Source organism: Pseudomonas sp. K8 (assembly GCF_014889455.1).
GTDB lineage: Bacteria > Pseudomonadota > Gammaproteobacteria > Pseudomonadales > Pseudomonadaceae > Aquipseudomonas > Aquipseudomonas veronii.
In genome coordinates, this window is record NZ_VJWO01000016.1 from 37,448 (window position 1) to 56,716 (window position 19,269).

Here is a 19,269-nt window from a genome sequence, read left to right on the forward strand (position 1 = left end):
GATGAATGAGGCCTTAGTGTCTTCCGTCGAAGAACAATCGAGTGCTACCGTGCCTGATTGGCGTTGTTATAAATTCCCGACGGTTTGAATCGATTGTTTCTCCACCTTCCACGAGTAAAGTGCGCGCATCATGAAGATCCGTATTCTGCTGGCCGATGATCACCCAGCCCTTTTGTCGGGCATCCAACATGATCTCGCAGCGATTCCGACCCTTGACGTCGTCGGTGTCGCCCGGGACTCTGGCGAACTGGTTGGATTATTGCAGCATCAATCCTGCGATGTCCTGGTCACCGACTACGCGATGCCTGGAGGTGCCTATGGCGATGGGTTGACCTTCATTTCTTATTTGCGCCGTTGTTTTCCCACCTTGAAGATTGTCGTATTCACCACATTGGATAGCCCCGCCATCGTTCAAGAACTGGCCAAGCTCGGGGTGGAATCGGTGCTGGGCAAGGTCAACGAAACCCGTCATCTGATATCGGCCATTCATGCTGTGCATGCAGGCGCTCGTTATTTCCCCTCCGAGATTTCACGGACGGGCTCTGCCGGTCACCATAGGAATGCGGATGAAGGCTTGGATCTGACAAAACGCGAGTTGGAAGTGGTCAGGCTGTACGTCGGCGGTCAGTCGATCAACGAAATTGCGGAACAACTGCACCGCTCAAAACAAACCATCAGCTCGCAAAAAACCAGCGCCATGCGCAAGTTGGGCATAGAGCGCGATGCCGACCTGTTTCGCTTCGCCTACGAAACCGGTATTGCCACGGCATCTACCCCTTCCAGCGAGACAGACGCGTCCCCGGAGTGATCTCTTGCTGGCGCGCCGCAGCCAGCGCATAGGCAATGAAGGCCTCGACTTCCATGGGGGCGCCCAGTCCATAACCTTGCCCCACCCGCCCGCCGAACTCTCGCAGTAAGTGGATCTGTTCGGCGCACTCGACGCCTTCTGCCACCACCTCCATCCCCAGGGTATTACCCAACTCCAGAGCCGCCCGCACCACGGCGCCCGCCGCTGGCTGATGCAGCATGCGGCGGACAAAGGAGCGGTCTATCTTGAGCTCGGTGAAAGGCAACTGTGTCAGTCGCTCCAGCGTGGAGGTACCGATGCCGAAGTCATCCATGCTGATCCCGAAGCCTTGAGCGCGCATCCGATGGAGTTCATCGGCGAGGCTTTGCAGATCATCGATCGCCAGGTCTTCAGTGATCTCGATTTTCATCAAGCGCGGCGAAACCCGGCTTTCGTTCAGGCTGCACTCAAGCTCGCGCAAGAGGCCTGGAATCGACAGCGTCGCCACCGAGGTGTTGACTGAAATCGGGCATGCCGCATCCGCTTCGACCAGCACCCACAATACCGCCTGGATCTGCCTGACCACCTGTTTGAACAGCCCGGGCTCGCCCCCCAGCCGGGTCAAGGCAGGTATGAACAGCGAGGGCGCAATTTCGCCGTGTTGTGGATGGTCCCAGCGGGCCAGGGCTTCAGCGCCGACCAGGGCGCCGGTCAGCAGATCATGCTGGGGTTGCAAGACCACGCGAAAAGCCCGGCCGCCAGTAATGGCATGGATGAGCTCCTGGTCATTCAACCCGGGCTCAAGACTGTTTTTAATAAACATAGAGAAATACCAACTGCAGTAACGCGAGTTAAAAAACCATAAAGCCTTTTGCATAACCAAGAAAAGTTGGCGGGTGGCGACGCGACTCATTATTCAGGTCGTCATATGCTCGAACAATGAGACAAGTATCAAAAACATTCATCATGGTGTTCTTAATTAATCGAGTTTTTCCTCAAAGTAATCATCTGAGCGCATGGTCGTAACTAATCCCATCTCACGGGCGAAGCGAATCAGTTCAACGTCACGCTTGATGCCCAGTTTGCGCATGGCGCTGGTTTTTTGCGAACTGATGGTCTGCTTGCTTCGATTGAATTCGCTGGCAATTTCATTGACCGAGCGTCCAGACACATACAACCGAATGACTTCTGCCTCGCGCCTGGATAAACGCCGCGTCGTGCGGGTCTGGGCAAGGTTGAGATCGTTGCCGGGATGGGGTTTCGGCGAAAAATAAGTGGCCCCCGCGTAGAGCGCATGAATGGCAAATATCAGGTGACTGATATGCTCCGATTTGTTTAATACCGAGTGTACGCCGAGCTTGATCAACTCGGTCAGCATGATCTGGCTGTCGATCATGGTGAACACGATGATCTTCAGGCTCGGGTAGCGCCGGCGCAGAAACGAGAGCATGGTCATCCCATCACCAAACTCACCGCCAGGCATCACATAATCCGTGATCAGGATGTCGCATTGTTCCTTGGCGAGCAGCTCCATTATTTCAGTAGAGTTGTTGGCAGTTCCCACCACCTGCAGCGTATGAATGCTGGACAACTCATGTTGTATACCCGAGATTAATACTGGGTGATCGTCAGCAATAATGAGATTGATTTTCATGATATTCGCAACTAGTTGATGGTTAGGCCCAATCGTTACCAGAGGACTAATATAGTGGCCTGCCACCTTGCAGACTCTCGTACCCGTCTGCTTTTTTAGTGCAAACAAATAAGACTGGAACGAATGCAAGTCCGTCTATCTTCTGGCGCTAGTAAATTCACGATAAAGTTCAGGCTCGCTTCATATCTTTCTCTTGTTAATCTCGCAAACCACCGAAAAACCTTGGTTTGGCGATGACTTTGCGGAGCGAACCCATTGTGCAAAAGTGGAAAAATCCGGCCATGACATTCAAGTGCGCTAAAACAAAAATGATCTATATCCTGATTGCCATCAGTTGTTTTTCCATGCAATGGCAACAGGCCCAGGCGGCTGACTCGAGCGCCGCATCCGCACATGGCGATGCGCCCTGGCGCGTGCTTGTCAGCCCATTTGCGTGGGCACCTTCGATGTCCGGCCAGGCGACACTCGGCGGTGTAAGCACCCACGTCGACGTGCCGTTTTCTGAAACCTTGAACAACTTGCGCTCGGTCTTCATGGGTAATCTCGACGTCACCAACCGCAGCCTCGGCTTCTATGTCGATGGAGTCCATGCCGATACTCATGAGTCCCACCGGGTGTTGGGCCAGAAGGCTGGACTCAACATCACGCAGACCACCATCGCGGCGGGGGTCTATTACCTCGCTTATGAGCAAGCGCTCGGCGGCACGACGATTTTCGGCGACCCGCGCGCCTGGCGCGTGGAACCGACTGCCGGGGTACGTTGGACGCGCCTGGCGAGCAAACTGGAGATCGACAGCATCGGCTTTGCCACCCGCAAGAAAGCGCAATGGAGCGATCCGTTCGTGGGCGTGCGGATGCTGACGGATCTTGATGAACGTTGGACGGCCTCCGGCGAAGTGGACGTCGGCGGCTTCGATACCGCGACGAAGAGCAGTTACAGCGCCCAGGGGTATTTGGGGTATCGGACCCACCTGTTCCAATACCCAACTACGCTGCGAGCGGGATATCGAGTGTTATCACAGAAATATCAAACTCACGATTTCACCGGTAATACGTTCAAGTACGACGTTACCCAGCGCGGCCCGGCAATCGGCCTGTCCGTGCGTTTCTGACCAACAGTTGAGGAGTCATACAATGAAGGGAGCACAGTTGCGTAAACCCATCACCCGCGCGCTAGCCCTTGGCCTGGCAGGATTCATGCTGTGTCTGCCGGTGGCCCAGGCCTGCACGCGACTGACCTACCTGGGGGATAACCAGACGGTGATCACCGCGCGCTCCATGGACTGGAAAACCGATGTAGCGACCAACCTGTGGATCTTTCCCCAGGGTATGCAGCGTAATGGCGAAGTGGGCGCAGGTTCGATCAAGTGGACTTCGCGTTATGGGAGCGTGATTGCTTCGGGTTATGACATCGCCACCACCGACGGGGTCAACGAGGCCGGTTTGGTCGCTAACCTGCTGTGGCTGGTGGAGTCGGAATACCCAACGGCCAAAAGCACTAAGCCCGGTCTGAGCATCGCCGCCTGGGCGCAATACGTGCTGGACAACTACGCCACGGTGGCTGAGGCCGTGGAGGCGCTGAAGAAAGAACCGTTCACCCTGGTGACGTCCAAGGTTCCCGGGGACACTCGCCTGGCGACCCTGCATCTGTCCCTGTCCGATGCGTCAGGCGACAGCGCGATCATCGAGTACATCAAGGGAAAACCGGTGATTCACCATGGTCGGGAGTTCCAGGTCATGACCAACTCACCGACCTTTGATCAACAGTTGGCCCTCAATGCCTATTGGAAATCCATCGGCGGGACAGTCATGTTGCCGGGCACCAACCGCGCGGCCGACCGCTTCGCCCGGGCGTCCTTTTATGTCAACGCGATCCCCAGGAACGAGAACCCGCAGGTGTCGCTGGCCAGTGTATTCAGCGTGATCAGGAACGTCTCGGTGCCCTACGGCATCTCCACGCCAGGGGAGCCGAACATCTCCTCCACCCGCTGGCGTTCGGTGGTGGATCATCAACGCAAGTTGTATTTCTTCGAATCGGCCCTGACGCCCAATACCTTCTGGGTCGATTTGAAAAAGATCGATTTTTCCCCCGGCACGGGCAACGTCATGAAACTGGACCTGGGCAAGGATCAGTCGAATATCTTTTCCGGCGAAGTGTCGCGCGAGTTCAAAGTGACACCTCCGTTCAAGTTCGAAGGGGGTTAATCCCATCGTGCAGAACCTGGCTTGCCAGCGTTTTTAATACTTGTCCGATATACAGCAGCCAGATGCACTTTTAAACTAACTTAAACTTGCGTTCTCGCGTGGAGGTTTTCAGCCAAACTATATTTAGTCCATACCACACATATCAGGCCAATTTCAGAGGGCATTTTGATGAAATATTCAGAGCCTAGACTAGCCAACCTTTTGAACTCTTGGGGTGTCCGTCTAGCTAAGTTGTGCAGTGCAGTCACGTTGATTCTGGGTGCGCTCTGGGTTTCCCCGGTATACGCGGAGATAGGCTCTTGTTCCGCATCGAGCTTTCAAGCGTCGGGGGGCTGGGATATCAAGCAGCCGGCGACATTTGGCAATGGTACGGTATTAGCTTCCATCACCATGAAATTGCCAATCACCTTGACGAATATCCGCGGCGGCGGAAACAGCACCACCGGTGCGGACTCCGTGTATTCATGGGGGATACAGACAAACGCCGGGGGCAGCTACCCGAATTACGACACAAGTACCAATTCGGTGCCACTTTCCACCACGTCCGGTATCGGCGGCAGGATGACGATAACCTCACTGACGTCCAACATACTCACGAGAGTAATTAGTTATACGCCAGTCATACTTGCCCCCAATACGCTCGACGTCGCCTATGCTTATCTGCCAACCTCCACCAATTTCATTCGTTATAATGGCAGCGTTACCTATTATGCGCAGTATGAACTGGTCATCGTCGACGCGGCCAAATATGCGGCCAATGATACGACAACCACACTTCTGTCGCAGTACATGGCCGCCCAGCGCGGGCCACAACTTCTTGTGGGTATGTATGTTTACCCGGACTCGACGGGGACACAGAGCACAATCAATTGTTTTAGAGGTTCCAACTACGCGTTAAACTTGCCTCAGTTGCAATCAGCACTGCCCAAGGACCTGCCCACCTGCAAGTTCAGCGCCGGTGAACTGAATCAGACGGTCAAACTCAACTCCGCCACACAGACGCAGATTGCCTCGCAAGGCAGTACACGCAGCGCGGGCACGGTGGGCGAAATGGCGTTTTCGATCACAGCCTCGGCTTGCGGCAAAGGCGCGGTTTATTCCACCTATTTCACCGATGCGCTTCACACCGGTAGTCAGCAGAACTATCTGCAGCCAAGTGCAGACAATAAAGTGGGGGTACGCCTCTACCACAGCAACGAGACAGCCCCGATCACATTCGGCCCTACGCCAACAGGCAGTACGCTGCCTTCGCAGGCACCGATTCAATATGGCAATTCCTCGGCTGCTGCGGGGGCCTCATATACCATGCCCTTTACAGCACAGTACGTGCGGATGCCGGGTGTCGATACCGCACCCGCTGGAGCGGTCACTGCAATGGCGACTGTCACGATCGTATATCCCTAGCCGCCAGCGTACCAAACAGCCAAACCTCATCCCTCAGCCATCACGAATTGCCGATGGCTGCTGGCGTTAGGATTGAGTCGAGTTGTCTAAATCAGCGGTGATGCTCAGAGCCGAAATCGATCCACCGACTGCGACAATTTCCCCGCCAATGCAGACAACTCGTCCGTCGTCGAGGCCGTCGTGCCGATCACCTGGCTGTTGCGCTGCGACATGCTGGCAATCATCTCCACTTGATGGGCAATTTCGTTACTGGCCAGGCTTTGCTCGCTGATGGTGCGGGAGATGTCGTTGACCAACTCAGTGGTGTTGAGGGTGGCCTGGAGAATCTCGCGGATGGCGCGCTCGACTTCGGCGGTCACGGCCATGCCCTTGTCCACTTGTGTGACGCCCTCCTCCATGCTGGTCACCGCTTCGCGGGTGTTTTGCTGGATACGGCCGACCATGCTGGCAATTTCCTGGGTCGAGGCGCTGGTACGTCCGGCCAGGCTGCGCACTTCATCGGCGACTACCGCAAAACCGCGCCCCTGTTCACCGGCGCGGGCGGCTTCGATCGCGGCATTCAGGGCCAGCAGATTGGTTTGATCGGCAATGCCCTTGATGACCTGGATAATGCTGAAGATTGCCTCGGACTCCTTGTCCAGCGTGCGGATGACGTGAGCCGACTGCTGCGCCGAACGGGCAATGCCGGCCATGTCACTGACCACTTGGTGGATCACCCGACCGCCGTCCTTGGCCAAGGCTTCTGCCTGGTTGGCCATGTTCAGTGCGCGCGCCGCATGTTGGGTGATTTCCTCGATACTGGCGGTCATTTCACTGGCCGCCGCCGCCATGGTGCTGGCGGCGCTGCTTTGCTGCTGACTGCTGCCCGCCACCTCATGGCAACCCTGGCTCAGTTGCTCGCTCATGCCATTGACGCCATGGGCATTGCTGCGCACCACTTCGATCATGCCGCGCAGGTCCCGCTGCATGGTGCCGAGGCTGCGTATCAGCGCGCTGGCCTCGTCCTTGCGCTGGGGCTCGACAATCGGTTCGCTCAAATTGCCACGGGCGATGCTGTCGGCGATGCGGCTTGCGGCCTGCAACGGCCCCATGATGCTCCGCGAAACCCAGCGGCCCTGCGCCAGGAGCAACAGCAGGCTCGCAATCAACACCACGCCCAAGGTGAAGTTGGCGTTGCTGATGGTTTGTCGGGTGCCGATGCTGGTTTGCTGCGTATTGTTTTCGATCAGCTCGCTGAGGCTCGCCATCTGACCTTCCAACTGGCTGAAGGCTGTATTGAAGGTCTCCAGTTCGCCGCGAGCGGCCTCCGGGTTGTCCAGCGCGAGTGCCGTAATGCGTTCAGCAGCGCTGATATAGGTATCCAGGCTGGGTTTGATTTTTTCCAGGCTGGTCTTGAGCGTGTCGCCCAGCGGCAGCTTGAGGTTGTCCTCCAGCACCTGGCGAAAGTGCTCGGTATGCTCCTTGAGCGAGTTGCCGACCTCGGCCTTGGTGCTGGTGCTTTTACCCAACCCGACCAACATCGCCGACAACACATCGGCGCGCAGGGCGTCGTGCATCATGTCGGCTTCCATGTGGTTGCGCAGCACCGTCATGCTGATCTCGTTATCCTGCACGGCATCGGCCATCCGGACGTTTCCCAGGTAACCGGCCAGGCTCATGATCAAAGCGGTGAGCAACCCGGTCGCAATCAATAGCCACAAGCGTAATTTGATCGTCATGCTGGTCATCCCCGTAGCCTGGACAGCCGGTTGGGAACCCAACCGCTAGAGCGTCACTGATACTGTTATCGGCATAGGCTCCCTGTTATTGAAGCTCAATTGCGCAGATCTGCGCAGATAAACTCAAAGCCTTACCCGCCTTGTTTGCGCGGGGGCGGTTCTTTAAGCTGACCGACCTTTGCTTCACCCGGAACTGCCCATGCCTAAACGTATCGCCCGCCTTGCTTTGCTGCTAGGTCTGATCACGGCCGTCGGCCCCTTCGCCATCGATATCTACCTGCCGGCGCTGCCGACCCTGGGCGCCAGCCTGCAGGCCTCGCCGGCAGCGGTGCAGATGAGCCTCACGGTGTTCTTCATGATCATCGGCGTCTGCCAGCTGTTTTATGGCCCGATCAGTGATGTGTTCGGGCGCAAGCCGCCGATCTATGCCGGGTTGGTAATCTTCGCCGTGGGCAGTATCGGCTGCGCCCTGGCGCCGAGCATCGAAGTGCTGATTGGTTTTCGCGCCGTGCAGGCGTTCGGCGCGTGCGCGGGGATGGTGATTCCCCGGGCGATTGTGCGTGACCTGTATACCGGCCATGAAGCGGCGCGCCTGATGGCTTTGCTGATGTTGGTGATGAGTGTGTCGCCGATCCTTGCGCCATTGGCCGGTAGCCTGGTGATTGCGCTCTGGAGTTGGCGCGAGGTGTTTGCCGTGCTGGCGGTGGTGGCCGTGTTGTGCCTGGGCATGACCATCGTGCAATTGCCTGAAACCCACCCCGCCGAGCGCCGACTGGGCAAGACCCTGGGGCATGCATTCAGCAGTTATGGGGCGTTGTTGCGCGACCCGGTGTTCATCGGTTTATCGGTGGTGTGCGGGTTCGGCCTGGCAACGTTCTTTGTGTTTATCGGCAGCGCGCCGTTCGTGTACATCGAGTACTTCGGGTTGACCCCGACCCAATTCAGCCTGTGCTTTGCGCTGAACGCGGCGTCATTTTTTGCCATGAGCCAGCTCACCGCCCGCCTGAGCGCACGCTTCGGGCTGGCACCGCTGATTCGCTGGTCGGTGGTGGGTGTGGCGGCGGTCATGGTGGTGTTGGCCGCCACCACGCTGTGGGGCAGTCACCTGGCCTTGATGATGACACTGCTGTTTATCGGTTTCGGGTTTCTCGGTTTGCTGTTACCGGCGGCCGGTGTGTTGTCCCTGGAGGATCATGGCGCGGTGGCGGGTTCCGCGTCGGCACTGCTCGGCGCGATCCAGATGATCACGGCCGCGGTCTCCATGACCCTGGTGGGAATCTTCGCCGATCACACCCCGGCGCCGATGTTGGTTGGCATCGCCTTGTGTGCGGTCGCGGCGATGCTCACCACGTTGTGGACCTTGCGCCGTTTACCGGCGCACCTGCTGCCCGGCGCCCCGCCTTCCTCCTGAGCCATGCCCGAGGATGGAACGCGGCGGCCGCGCTCGCCAGCGGCTACAGGTCAAACCGATCCACCGCGCGCCGGCGCTCATTGTCGTCGCGCATGTCATAGCTGGCGGTGGTCTGGATATTGGTGTGGTGCGCAAGTTTTTGTGCAATCGACAGGTCATGTTCCTCGATCACCCGCGTGATGAAAGACCGCCGGAAATCATGGGGCATGATCGTCACCCCGACTTGCTGACCGCGCTGGCGGGCGATGTAGTAAATCGCATGCTTGGTGATGCGTTCGCGGGTGATGTGGCTACCCCGGCGGATGCGGTTGAACAGGAACGCATCGTCTGGCTCGCCTTCCTTGAGCTGTTCGCGCCGGAATTCGAGCCAGGCCTGTAATTTGGCGAAGGCCCAGCCCGGCGCGTACTTGATCAGTTCCTTGTTGCCCTTGCCGATCACGCGCAGGCTGCGCTCGCCAAAGTTGATCTGCGCCAGGTCGAGGTTGACCGACTCCGACTTGCGCATGCCTGAGCCATACAAGATGCCGATCACTGCAGCATCGCGCAGGCCCTGGGGGCGCGGATCGGCAGCGCATACGTCCATCATTTCGCGGATCAACGTGCGACGCAGATTGCGCCCCTGGCTCAGGCGTGTACCGGGCGCAGCCTTGACCGTGCGGATTTTCAGCAGGTGTTCCTGGCTGATCAGGCTCATGCGCCAGGCTTCGTTCATGACCCCGCGCACAGCGTTGACATACAGCGATGAGGTATTGGGCGCGTAGCCGTCCTCGCGCAAGGCCGCAACCAGCGCGATCACCTGTTCGGGTTGCAGCAGGTGCCAGTCGATCTCCTCAAGGTTGATGTCCTCGAAGCCCAGGCGGTCGGCGGCATCCTGCAGCACGTAACGCATGGTCAGTTGGCTGGAGGGCGCCAGGCGGGTGAGGTAGAGGGTCAGAGGGTTGCGGATAGACTCAGTCAAGGTAGATCAGCCTTTGGATTAAATACCTCGAGTAACCAATTGTTTATTCGAGGTATTTATTGAATTGGCGACGGCCGAGTCTAACGCACGATCGGCCCTGGCGCCAAATCACGGGGCGCTCTCTTCGTCCTCGGTCGGCTCCTGGGGCGGGGTCTGCGCCTGGCCCCATTCAGCATCCTGTTTCTGCATCAGCGCGAACCAGTGCTGACGCATGAACGTCAGGTAGGCCTCCGGCGCCTTGGCAAAGTCTTTCTCGTCGCTGTAGCAGCCCGGCAAAGGCAACTCGGTGCCCTGCTCCTTGTACTGGCTGACCAACGCCTGTTGCCCGGCGACGCTGCAGTCCCTGGGCAGCGGCATGCCACGCAGTGCCCCGGCCTCTTCGTCCCACCAGGCGGCGCCGACCCGGTCGACCCCGCGCAGGCGGTACTTCTGCGCCTTGCCGACATGCATGATCAGTTTGAATTCATTGGGGCTGACATCACTGGTGCAGGTGCGCGTGTAACCCACCGTAGCCTGGGTGGTGCCGTCGCCGGCTAGGTCGGTGACTTTGGTCGCCGCCATGTCGAAGCGCAGCGCGGCATCGAATTCACAGTGCTGCACGTCGTCGTAGAGCATCCACATGCGCTTGGGGCGGTCACCGTCGATCAGATACTGGGCCGCGTAGACAAACGCCGACTGGGTGCCGTCATCCTCGCGTTCGCTGATTTGCTCGGCCAACACCAGCAGGTTCTTGCCCTGGCGGTCGTCCCAGGTGTAGGCGGCAACTTCCTTGCCGCGCACTTCAACCCCTTCCGGCAGTTGGACCACCGTGGTCAGCGCCACTGCGTCATCGGCGCATGCGGTGGTGACGCAGGCTGCGCTCATCAACAATCCCATCAACACCGGCCGCCATTGGCCGCCTAAACGCTGCACGCTATTCATCCGAGTACCCTGGCAAGAGATGGCTTACTTTACCGGCACTTGAGGCGCAATGCAGAGAAGATTCTTCAATAAACACACGTAGCAGACACTGCCGCCACGCACCACGCAGATCCGCGCCTACTCAGTGGAGCCCGGCGTCATGTAAAACGTTCCTATTACGCTAAATAAACAACGCCCTCAGTGCCTTAGTTGTGTAGCTGAACCCTAGCTGTCTACCTGTCAAATAAACGAGTTTTTCATACGGCTTTCATATTCGTTGAACATTTTTACGCTTAATCTTGGCCGCAGGACTTGAGAACGAACCGCACTGTGCCGAGTAACTTGTTGATTCGTCTTTATCTTTGTAATTTTTGATCTTTAGTCTCGGCGGCACATGGAAGATCTCAATAACCCATCAGGATGGTCGGATGAACACACCAACTCCACAGCAGGTTCAACCAGACACCCGCCTTTTCGGCCAGTGACTGTTGTCTTTACGCTCCAAGTTGCTCAAACCCCGAGGTCATGAATCTTTGAAACCCTACCCTATTCATTGTGTGTCGATCGTCATCCCGGTCTACAACGAACAAGAGAGCCTGCCTGAATTGCTGCGTCGCACGACGGCAGCCTGCAAGCAACTGGCCTACGAATACGAAATCATCCTGGTGGATGACGGTAGCCGCGACAAATCCGCCCAATTGCTCGAAGACGCCGCCGCCGAAGACGGCAGCAATGTGGTCGCGGTGATCCTCAATCGCAACTATGGCCAGCATGCGGCGATCATGGCCGGTTTCGAGCAGTGCCGGGGCGATGTGGTGATTACCCTCGACGCCGACCTGCAGAACCCCCCGGAAGAAATCCCGCGCCTGGTGGAACAAGCCGCGCTGGGCTACGACGTGGTTGCCACCGTGCGCAACAACCGCCAGGACTCGGCATTCCGCCGCTGGCCGTCGCGCCTGATCAACCTGGCCGTGCAGCGTTCGACCGGCGTTGCCATGAGTGACTACGGCTGCATGCTGCGCGCGTACCGCCGCACCATCGTCGACGCCATGCTCGCCTGCCGCGAACGCAGCACGTTTATTCCGATCCTGGCCAACGGTTTTGCCCGTCACACGACTGAAATCCTCGTACACCATGCTGAGCGCGAACACGGCGAATCCAAATACAGCGCCATGCGCCTGATCAGCCTGATGTTCGACCTGCTGACCTGCATGACCACCACCCCGCTGCGCCTGCTGTCCATCGTCGGCTTCAGCCTGGCGGGCCTGGGCGTGCTGTTCGCCGTTGCGCTGATCGTCCTGCGCCTGGCCTTCGGCGCCCAATGGGCCGGCGGCGGTACGTTCGTGCTGTTCGCGGTGCTGTTCGTGTTCACCGGCGGCCAGTTCATCGGCATGGGCCTCTTGGGTGAATACCTGGGCCGCATGTACAGCGATGTGCGCGCCCGCCCCCGGTTCTTTATTGAAAAAGTGCTGCGCAACCAACCGGCAGCACCGGCACCCGTGGTCGTCGTTGACGGCATGGTGTCCTCCCATACCACCACTACTTCCCCTTCCGATCAGGTTTCGTCATGAATTCAAAAGCCGTTGTCTTCGCTTACCACGATATTGGCTGTGCTGGCATTGAAGCCCTGCTGACTGCCGGTTACGACATTGCTGCCGTGTTCACCCATGCCGATGACCCCAAGGAAAACAATTTCTACGGTTCCGTCGCGCAACTGTGCGCCCGCAAAGGCATCCCGGTGCATGCACCGGAAGACGCCAACCACCCGCTGTGGATCGAGCGCATCGCCAAGCTCAACCCGGATTTCATCTTCTCCTTCTACTACCGCAACCTGCTGAGCGAACCCCTGCTGGCCACCGCCCGCAAAGGCGCGTTCAACCTGCACGGCTCGCTGCTGCCGAAATACCGTGGCCGCGCGCCCGCCAACTGGGTGCTGGTCAAAGGCGAGACCGAAACCGGCGTAACCCTGCACCGCATGGTCAAGCGTGCCGATGCCGGCGCGATCCTGGCCCAGCAGAAAGTCGCGATCGAGCGTTCCGACACCGGCCTGACCCTGCACGCCAAACTGCGTGACGCCGCCAGCAGCCTGCTGCGCGACGCCTTGCCGCAACTGGCCGCGGGCAAACTGGCGGAAACCGCCCAGGACGAAAGCAAGGCCACTTATTTCGGCCGCCGCACTCCAGCGGATGGCAAGTTGGAATGGCAAAAACCGGCTGAAGAACTGTTCAACCTGGTACGCGCCGTGACGCAACCGTACCCGGGCGCTTTCTGCGCCGTGGGCGAGCACAAGCTGATCGTGTGGCAAGCCGAAGTGGTCCAGGGCAACGAAGGCCTGGCGCCTGGCCGCGTGATCAGCGTCAACCCGCTGCGCATCGCGTGCGGTGAAGACTCGCTGGTGATCAAGTTCGGTCAGCGCAACGACAACGGTCTGTACCTGGCCGGCCCGTCCCTGGCCAACGAATTGGGCCTGGTAGACGGTTCCGTCCTGCGCGGCGCCGAGTCCGGCCGCAAGCCACGTCGCACCCGCGTGCTGATCCTGGGCGTGAACGGCTTTATCGGTAACCACCTGTCCGAACGCCTGCTGCGTGACGACCGTTACGAAGTCTACGGCCTGGACATCGGCTCCGACGCCATCGAGCGCCTGCGCAGCCACCCGAACTTCCATTACGTGGAAGGCGATATCAGCATTCACACCGAGTGGATCGAGTACCACATCAAGAAGTGCGACGTGGTCCTGCCGTTGGTGGCCATCGCTACCCCGATCGAATACACCCGCAACCCGCTGCGTGTGTTCGAGCTGGACTTCGAAGAGAACCTCAAGCTGGTGCGCTACTGCGTCAAGTACAACAAGCGCGTGATCTTCCCGTCGACTTCTGAAGTCTATGGCATGTGCCAGGACCAGTACTTCGACGAAGACACCTCCAACCTGGTGGTCGGCCCGGTCAACAAGCAACGCTGGATCTACTCGGTCTCCAAGCAACTGCTGGACCGTGTGATCTGGGCCTACGGCGCCAAGGGCCTGAAGTTCACCCTGTTCCGTCCATTCAACTGGATGGGCCCGCGCCTCGACCGCCTGGACTCGGCACGTATCGGCAGCTCCCGCGCGATCACCCAGTTGATCCTGAACCTGGTGGAAGGTACGCCGATCCGCCTGTTCGACGGTGGCGAGCAGAAACGCTGCTTCACCGACATCGCCGACGGCATCGAAGCCCTGGCGCGCATCATCGATAACGACAACGATGTGTGCAACGGCCAGATCATCAACATCGGCAACCCGGAAAACGAAGCGAGCATCCGCCAGTTGGGCGAAGAACTGCTGCGTCAGTTCGAAGCTCACCCGCTGCGCAGCAACTTCCCGCCGTTCGCCGGTTTCCGCGACGTGGAAAGCAAGGCGTTCTACGGCACCGGTTACCAGGACGTGGCCCACCGCAAACCAAGCATCGAAAACGCCAAGCGCCTGCTGAACTGGGAGCCAACCGTGGAGATGAGCGAAACCATCGGCAACACCCTGGATTTCTTCCTGCGTGAAGCCATGCTCGAAATCGCGGACAAGCGCTGATGCAGGCAGGTCTTCGCATTGATGTCGACACCTACCGCGGCACCCGCGAAGGCGTGCCACGGTTGCTCGAGTCCCTGGATGAAGCCGGGGTAAAAGCGACGTTCTTCTTCAGTGTCGGGCCGGACAATATGGGGCGCCACTTGTGGCGCCTGATCCGCCCGCAATTTCTGTGGAAGATGCTGCGTTCCAACGCCGCCGGCCTGTATGGCTGGGATATCTTGCTCGCCGGCACCGCCTGGCCGGGCAAGCCGATCGGCCGCGACCTGGGGCACTTGATGCGCCAGGCCAAGGCCGCCGGGCATGAAGTCGGCCTGCACGCCTGGGATCACCATGGCTGGCAGGCCAACGCCGGACGTTGGAGCGACGCACAGTTGATCGAGCAGGTCCGACGCGGTGTGGACACCTTGAGCGACATCCTCGGTGAACGTATCGACTGTTCAGCGGCCGCCGGTTGGCGCGCCGATGAACGCGTGGTGCAAGCCAAGCAAGCCTTCAACTTTCGCTACAACAGCGATTGCCGGGGCACCAGCCTGTTTCGTCCGACCCTGGCCGATGGCAGCGCGGGCACCCCACAGATTCCGGTAGACCTGCCAACCTTCGACGAAGTCGTCGGGCCGGTGGTGGCTGCCAAGGATTTCAACGGGTTCATTCTCGACCGCTTCGCAGAGTCGAAGCTGAACGTCTACACGATCCACGCAGAAGTAGAAGGGATTCTGATGTCCAACGATTTTCGCCAGTTGCTCGCCCAGGCAGGGCAGCGCGGCATCCATTTCAAACCGCTGGGCGATCTGCTCCCGGCGGACGTCTCCACCCTGCCCCAGCAACAACTGGTGCGCGGCGCCCTGAGCGGCCGTGAGGGTTGGCTCGGAGTGCAGCAGGCATGATCCGCCGTTGGGCGCTGCCCCTGCTGCTGTTGGCATTCGGCGCATTTTATCTGTTACCCCTGGCCACCCATGGCCTGTGGATTCCGGATGAAACCCGCTATGCACAGATCAGCCAGGAAATGCTGCTGACCGGCAAATGGGCGTCGCCGCACTTTATGGGCATTCGTTATTTCGAAAAACCGGCTGCCGGTTACTGGATGATCGCGCTGGGCCAGGCGATCTTCGGGCAAAACCTGTTCGGCGTGCGCTTTGCGTCGGCCTTGAGCACCGGGCTCAGCATTCTGCTGGTGTACTGGGTGTCGCGCCGGTTGTGGAATGACCCGCACAAGAGCCTGGTCAGCACAGTGCTGTACATGAGCTTTTTCAGCGTCGTGGCGCTGGGCGGTTATGCCAACCTGGACCCGCAGTTCACCTTCTGGGTCAACCTGACCGGCGTGGCGCTGTGGTTTTGCTTCGACAGCACCACCCGCAACGGTCGCGTCGGGTCCTGGGCGCTGCTTGGGGTTGCCTGTGGCATGGGTTTCATGACCAAAGGCTTCCTCGCCTGGCTGCTGCCGGTGCTGATCGCCCTGCCCTACGCGATCTGGCAGAAGCGCTTGCGCGAGCTGCTCGGTTACGGCATGGTCGCCGTCGCCGTGGCGATTGTCATCAGCCTGCCCTGGGCGCTTGCGGTGCAGAGCCAGGAGCCGGATTTCTGGAACTTCTTCTTTTGGCATGAGCATATCCAACGCTTTGCCGGCGCAGACGCGCAGCACGCCGAGCCATTCTGGTACTACCTGCCGCTGCTGGTCGCATTCAGCCTGCCGTGGGTGGCGCTGTTGCCGTCCACCGTCAAGCAGGCCTGGCAGCAGAAGCGCGCGCCCGGCACCGCATTCCTGCTGTTGTGGCTGCTGATGCCGCTGGCACTGTTCAGCCTGGCCAAAGGCAAGCTGCCGTCCTACATCATGCCGTGCCTGCTGCCGCTGGCGTTGCTCATGGGTAACGCGCTCACCGACAAACTGGCCCAGGCCCGTGACCGTGCCTTGCGCATCAACGGCTGGCTGAACCTGATCCTCGGTGTCGTGGCCTTGCTCGCACTGACGTGGTTCCAACTGAAAAAACCGCTGTACGAACACGGCCAGGAAACCCTCAGCCTGGTGCTGGTATTCACCGGTCTGTTCGGCTGGATCATCGCCAACCTGCTGCAGGTTGCACGCCCATTGAAACTGTGGGCCGCACCGGCGCTGGGCAGTTGGTTGCTGCTGGCATTGGCCCCGGCCGCACTGCCCCATTCGGTGGTGTACAACAAGACGCCGGATCAATTCATCATCGACCACCTGCAGGAACTGCAACCGACATCCGCCCTGCTCAGCAATGACCTCGGCGCAGCATCGGCCTTGGCCTGGCGCCTGCAACGCACCGACATCACCCTCTACAACACCATCGGCGAAGTGAAATACGGCCTCGCCTACCCGGACGCCGCGCAGCGCAAGGTTGACATGACCCAGGTCCAGCAATGGATGAACGAGGCCCGCCGGCAAGGCTCCGTAGGTGTGGTGATGCGCGTCAAGGGTGACGAGGAGATCGCCGAAGTGAACCTGCTGCCCCCGGATGGCAAGCGCTATGAGCAAGGCAATATCGTGATCCTGATTTTCCCGCAGGTTGCGCCATGATCACCCTGTTCCTGTTATTGGCCGCCTGCCTGCTCACTTGCATGGGCCAGGTCGCTCAGAAGTTCGCCGTGGAAAGCTGGCGCGACCAGCCTGACGGTTGGGCCCTGAAACTGCGCTCAGCCTGGTTGTGGGTCGCGCTGTTGTGCCTGGGTTTTGGCCTGTTGGTCTGGCTGCTGGTGCTGCAGCGCCTCGAAGTCGGGATTGCCTACCCGATGCTCAGCCTCAATTTCGTCTTGGTCACGTTAATGGCGCGCTTCGTATTCAAGGAGCACATCGACACCCGGCATTGGCTGGGCGTGACGCTGGTGATTGCCGGCGTCGTGCTGCTGGGGCGCCAGGTATGAGCCGGGCTCGCGGGTTTGCCTTCGCCCTGGGCAGTGTCGGCCTGGTCAGCGCCGCCCAGTTGGGGATGCGCTGGAGCATGACGCGCCTGCCCCTGCCGGACGAATGGCTCGGCGCATTCAGCAGCAACACCATCGACCTGGGCGCCCTCGGCGTGGTGAGCCTGGCAATCCTCGCTTATGCGCTGTCGATGCTGTGCTGGCTCTGTGCGCTCAAGGATTTGCCCCTGGGCCGCGCCTATTCGCTGCTCAGCATCAGCTACGCGCTGGTCTACCTGTTGGCCGCCAGCCTGCCGGTGTTCAACGAACATTTTTCGCTTTCAAAAACCCTGGGGGTGGCCTTGGTCATCCTCGGTGTACTGGTTATTAACTCTCGTCGTGCTAGCACAGCAAGCCCCAGGAATGCCCCATGAAAATCAGTGTATTTGGTAGTGGTTACGTCGGTCTGGTACAGGCCACTGTATTGGCCGAAGTCGGTCACGATGTCATCTGCATGGACGTTGATCAACACAAGGTCAGGCAATTGCAGCAGGGCCATGTGAGCATTTTCGAGCCAGGGTTGGCGGCGATGGTCAAGGAGAACCTTGAAAGCGGACGATTGAGCTTCACCTTCGATGAAAAGCTCGCTGTCGAACATGGCGAAGTGCTGTTTATCGCGGTGGGTACGCCGTCGGATGAAGACGGTTCGGCGGACTTGAAATACGTGCTGTCGGTTGGCGATGCAGTTGCCCGCCATCGCATCGAGCCGGTGATCCTGGTGGAAAAATCCACTGTACCCGTCGGCACCGGCGACACCTTGCGCGCCCATATCGAAAAGGCCCTGCACGGGACCGGCCGGCACCTGGAGTTCGATATCGTCTCCAACCCGGAATTTCTCAAGGAAGGTTCGGCGGTTGCCGACTGCCGCCGCCCGGACCGCATCATCATCGGCTGCGAGCGTGAAGCAGTGCGCGAAGTCATGCGCGACCTGTACGCACCCTTCAACCGCAACCACGATCGCATCATCTTCATGGACCTGCGCAGCGCCGAACTGACCAAGTACGCCGCCAACTGCATGCTGGCCACCAAGATCAGCTTCATCAACCAGATCGCCGAACTGGCCGAACACCTGGGGGCGGACATCGAAGCGATACGCCTGGGCATCGGCGCCGACTCGCGCATCGGCTATCACTTCATCTACCCAGGCTGCGGCTACGGCGGCTCGTGCTTCCCCAAGGACATGCGCGCGCTGATCCACAGCGCCAAGCAGGCCCATTGCTCGAGCGACCTGCTCGAAGCCGTCGAAGCGATCAACCAGCGCCAGAAGAGCAAGCTGTTTGAGCGCATCAACGCCTTCTTCAAGGGCGACCTGCGCGGCAAGACCTTCGCCCTGTGGGGCCTGGCCTTCAAGCCCAACACCGACGACATGCGCGATGCCCCGAGCCGCGTGTTGATGGAAGCACTGTGGGCAGCCGGCGCCAATGTGCGCGCGTTTGACCCCGAAGCCATGCAGGAAACCCTGCGGATCTACGGCGACGACCCACGGCTGATGCTGATGGGCACTCCGGAATCCACCCTGAGCGGCGCCGATGCGCTGATCATCTGCACAGAATGGCAGCAGTTCAAGGCACCGGACTTCGACCTGATCCACCAACGCCTGAACACTCCGGTGATCTTCGATGGGCGCAACCTGTACGACGGCGAGCGCCTGGCGCGCAAAGGCTTCCAGTACTTCCCGATGGGCCGTGGCGACTCCTGCCAGTTGCCGATTCCCCAGCAACAGTGGGTGCCGCAAGCACGGGAAGCCTGACAAGTGA

The 19,269-nt window shown here is 59.4% G+C and carries 17 protein-coding genes and 1 pseudogene; 12 read left to right on the forward strand and 6 right to left on the reverse strand.

The genetic code is table 11. From position 1 onward, the window contains the following. The first annotated feature begins 130 nt into the window (after window positions 1–130). On the forward strand, window positions 131–808 hold the full coding sequence (locus tag INT12_RS13865) for a response regulator transcription factor (protein WP_017846236.1): 678 nt from the start codon (window positions 131–133) through the stop codon (window positions 806–808). Here the strand turns inward: INT12_RS13865 and INT12_RS13870 are convergent. After that, window positions 771–1,700, reverse strand: coding sequence for an EAL domain-containing protein (locus INT12_RS13870; RefSeq protein ID WP_193040168.1), 930 nt, complete (start codon window positions 1,698–1,700; stop codon window positions 771–773). The two genes, INT12_RS13865 and INT12_RS13870, sit on opposite strands and share 38 nt — an antisense overlap. Before the next feature lie 66 nt (window positions 1,701–1,766). After that, window positions 1,767–2,441: a response regulator transcription factor gene (locus tag INT12_RS13875; RefSeq protein ID WP_026139934.1), complete on the reverse strand. Its 675-nt coding sequence runs from the start codon at window positions 2,439–2,441 to the stop codon at window positions 1,767–1,769. Between the two features lie 257 nt (window positions 2,442–2,698). On the opposite strand from INT12_RS13875, the gene INT12_RS13880 reads away from it, so the two are divergent. From INT12_RS13880 to INT12_RS13890, 3 genes are all read left to right on the forward strand, one after another. After that, the gene (locus tag INT12_RS13880; RefSeq protein ID WP_319017427.1) at window positions 2,699–3,553 is read left to right on the forward strand and encodes a hypothetical protein; all 855 of its coding nucleotides are present in this window, start codon (window positions 2,699–2,701) and stop codon (window positions 3,551–3,553) included. Between the two features lie 22 nt (window positions 3,554–3,575). Beyond that, the gene (locus INT12_RS13885; protein ID WP_104903214.1) at window positions 3,576–4,646 is read left to right on the forward strand and encodes a linear amide C-N hydrolase; all 1,071 of its coding nucleotides are present in this window, start codon (window positions 3,576–3,578) and stop codon (window positions 4,644–4,646) included. Between the two features lie 390 nt (window positions 4,647–5,036). Further along, window positions 5,037–6,050, forward strand: a complete 1,014-nt coding sequence (locus INT12_RS13890; RefSeq protein WP_193040167.1) for a fimbrial protein — start codon at window positions 5,037–5,039, stop codon at window positions 6,048–6,050. 104 nt (window positions 6,051–6,154) lie between these two features. Here the strand turns inward: INT12_RS13890 and INT12_RS31980 are convergent, their stop codons facing one another. Further along, window positions 6,155–7,018, reverse strand: a complete 864-nt coding sequence (locus tag INT12_RS31980; RefSeq protein ID WP_371920069.1) for a methyl-accepting chemotaxis protein — start codon at window positions 7,016–7,018, stop codon at window positions 6,155–6,157. Further along, window positions 7,013–7,777: pseudogene (locus INT12_RS31985) on the reverse strand (MCP four helix bundle domain-containing protein); the annotation flags it as partial. The gene INT12_RS31980 and the pseudogene INT12_RS31985, both read right to left, overlap by 6 nt. Before the next feature lie 190 nt (window positions 7,778–7,967). Between INT12_RS31985 and INT12_RS13900 the strand changes: the two are divergent. After that, the gene (locus INT12_RS13900; protein WP_017846243.1) at window positions 7,968–9,179 is read left to right on the forward strand and encodes a multidrug effflux MFS transporter; all 1,212 of its coding nucleotides are present in this window, start codon (window positions 7,968–7,970) and stop codon (window positions 9,177–9,179) included. 43 nt (window positions 9,180–9,222) lie between these two features. Here INT12_RS13900 and xerC read toward each other — a convergent pair whose 3' ends face one another. Together xerC and INT12_RS13910 are read right to left on the reverse strand one after the other, a co-directional pair. Then, entirely contained in the window at window positions 9,223–10,137 is a 915-nt protein-coding gene (gene xerC / locus INT12_RS13905; RefSeq protein WP_017846244.1) for a tyrosine recombinase XerC, read from the reverse strand. 108 nt (window positions 10,138–10,245) lie between these two features. Further along, window positions 10,246–11,058, reverse strand: a complete 813-nt coding sequence (locus INT12_RS13910) for a M949_RS01915 family surface polysaccharide biosynthesis protein (protein WP_102617093.1) — start codon at window positions 11,056–11,058, stop codon at window positions 10,246–10,248. Between the two features lie 512 nt (window positions 11,059–11,570). On the opposite strand from INT12_RS13910, the gene arnC reads away from it, so the two are divergent. From arnC to INT12_RS13945, 7 genes are read left to right on the forward strand one after another with little or no spacing between them, the layout of a single operon-like run. Next, the gene (gene arnC / locus INT12_RS13915; RefSeq protein WP_032804319.1) at window positions 11,571–12,608 is read left to right on the forward strand and encodes an undecaprenyl-phosphate 4-deoxy-4-formamido-L-arabinose transferase; all 1,038 of its coding nucleotides are present in this window, start codon (window positions 11,571–11,573) and stop codon (window positions 12,606–12,608) included. Beyond that, window positions 12,605–14,596, forward strand: coding sequence for a bifunctional UDP-4-amino-4-deoxy-L-arabinose formyltransferase/UDP-glucuronic acid oxidase ArnA (arnA, locus tag INT12_RS13920; RefSeq protein WP_017846247.1), 1,992 nt, complete (start codon window positions 12,605–12,607; stop codon window positions 14,594–14,596). Before arnC ends, arnA begins: the two co-directional genes overlap by 4 nt. Continuing rightward, the gene (arnD, locus tag INT12_RS13925) at window positions 14,596–15,480 is read left to right on the forward strand and encodes a 4-deoxy-4-formamido-L-arabinose-phosphoundecaprenol deformylase (protein WP_017846248.1); all 885 of its coding nucleotides are present in this window, start codon (window positions 14,596–14,598) and stop codon (window positions 15,478–15,480) included. Before arnA ends, arnD begins: the two co-directional genes overlap by 1 nt. Further along, window positions 15,477–17,132 carry a lipid IV(A) 4-amino-4-deoxy-L-arabinosyltransferase gene (gene arnT / locus INT12_RS13930; protein WP_193040164.1) on the forward strand — a complete coding sequence of 552 codons (1,656 nt, stop codon included), beginning with the start codon at window positions 15,477–15,479 and terminating at the stop codon, window positions 17,130–17,132. The genes arnD and arnT overlap by 4 nt, the downstream gene beginning before the upstream one ends. Continuing rightward, complete coding sequence (arnE, locus tag INT12_RS13935; protein WP_193040163.1) at window positions 17,129–17,476, forward strand: 4-amino-4-deoxy-L-arabinose-phosphoundecaprenol flippase subunit ArnE; 348 nt, start codon at window positions 17,129–17,131, stop codon at window positions 17,474–17,476. The genes arnT and arnE overlap by 4 nt, the downstream gene beginning before the upstream one ends. Further along, window positions 17,473–17,886, forward strand: coding sequence for a 4-amino-4-deoxy-L-arabinose-phosphoundecaprenol flippase subunit ArnF (gene arnF, locus INT12_RS13940; protein WP_017846251.1), 414 nt, complete (start codon window positions 17,473–17,475; stop codon window positions 17,884–17,886). Before arnE ends, arnF begins: the two co-directional genes overlap by 4 nt. Then, on the forward strand, window positions 17,883–19,262 hold the full coding sequence (locus tag INT12_RS13945; RefSeq protein WP_017846252.1) for a UDP-glucose dehydrogenase family protein: 1,380 nt from the start codon (window positions 17,883–17,885) through the stop codon (window positions 19,260–19,262). Before arnF ends, INT12_RS13945 begins: the two co-directional genes overlap by 4 nt. Window positions 19,263–19,269 lie beyond the last annotated feature (7 nt).

Coding starts and splice junctions, on each gene's coding strand:
- INT12_RS13865 (WP_017846236.1), top strand. CDS start 131: ATGAAGATCCGTATTCTGCTGGCCGATGATCACCCAGCCCTTTTGTCG.
- INT12_RS13870 (WP_193040168.1), bottom strand. CDS start 1,700: ATGAGTCGCGTCGCCACCCGCCAACTTTTCTTGGTTATGCAAAAGGCT.
- INT12_RS13875 (WP_026139934.1), bottom strand. CDS start 2,441: ATGAAAATCAATCTCATTATTGCTGACGATCACCCAGTATTAATCTCG.
- INT12_RS13885 (WP_104903214.1), top strand. CDS start 3,576: ATGAAGGGAGCACAGTTGCGTAAACCCATCACCCGCGCGCTAGCCCTT.
- INT12_RS13890 (WP_193040167.1), top strand. CDS start 5,037: ATGAAATTGCCAATCACCTTGACGAATATCCGCGGCGGCGGAAACAGC.
- INT12_RS31980 (WP_371920069.1), bottom strand. CDS start 7,018: ATGCAGCGGGACCTGCGCGGCATGATCGAAGTGGTGCGCAGCAATGCC.
- INT12_RS13900 (WP_017846243.1), top strand. CDS start 7,968: ATGCCTAAACGTATCGCCCGCCTTGCTTTGCTGCTAGGTCTGATCACG.
- INT12_RS13910 (WP_102617093.1), bottom strand. CDS start 11,058: ATGAATAGCGTGCAGCGTTTAGGCGGCCAATGGCGGCCGGTGTTGATG.
- arnA (WP_017846247.1), top strand. CDS start 12,605: ATGAATTCAAAAGCCGTTGTCTTCGCTTACCACGATATTGGCTGTGCT.
- arnD (WP_017846248.1), top strand. CDS start 14,596: ATGCAGGCAGGTCTTCGCATTGATGTCGACACCTACCGCGGCACCCGC.
- arnT (WP_193040164.1), top strand. CDS start 15,477: ATGATCCGCCGTTGGGCGCTGCCCCTGCTGCTGTTGGCATTCGGCGCA.
- arnE (WP_193040163.1), top strand. CDS start 17,129: ATGATCACCCTGTTCCTGTTATTGGCCGCCTGCCTGCTCACTTGCATG.
- arnF (WP_017846251.1), top strand. CDS start 17,473: ATGAGCCGGGCTCGCGGGTTTGCCTTCGCCCTGGGCAGTGTCGGCCTG.
- INT12_RS13945 (WP_017846252.1), top strand. CDS start 17,883: ATGAAAATCAGTGTATTTGGTAGTGGTTACGTCGGTCTGGTACAGGCC.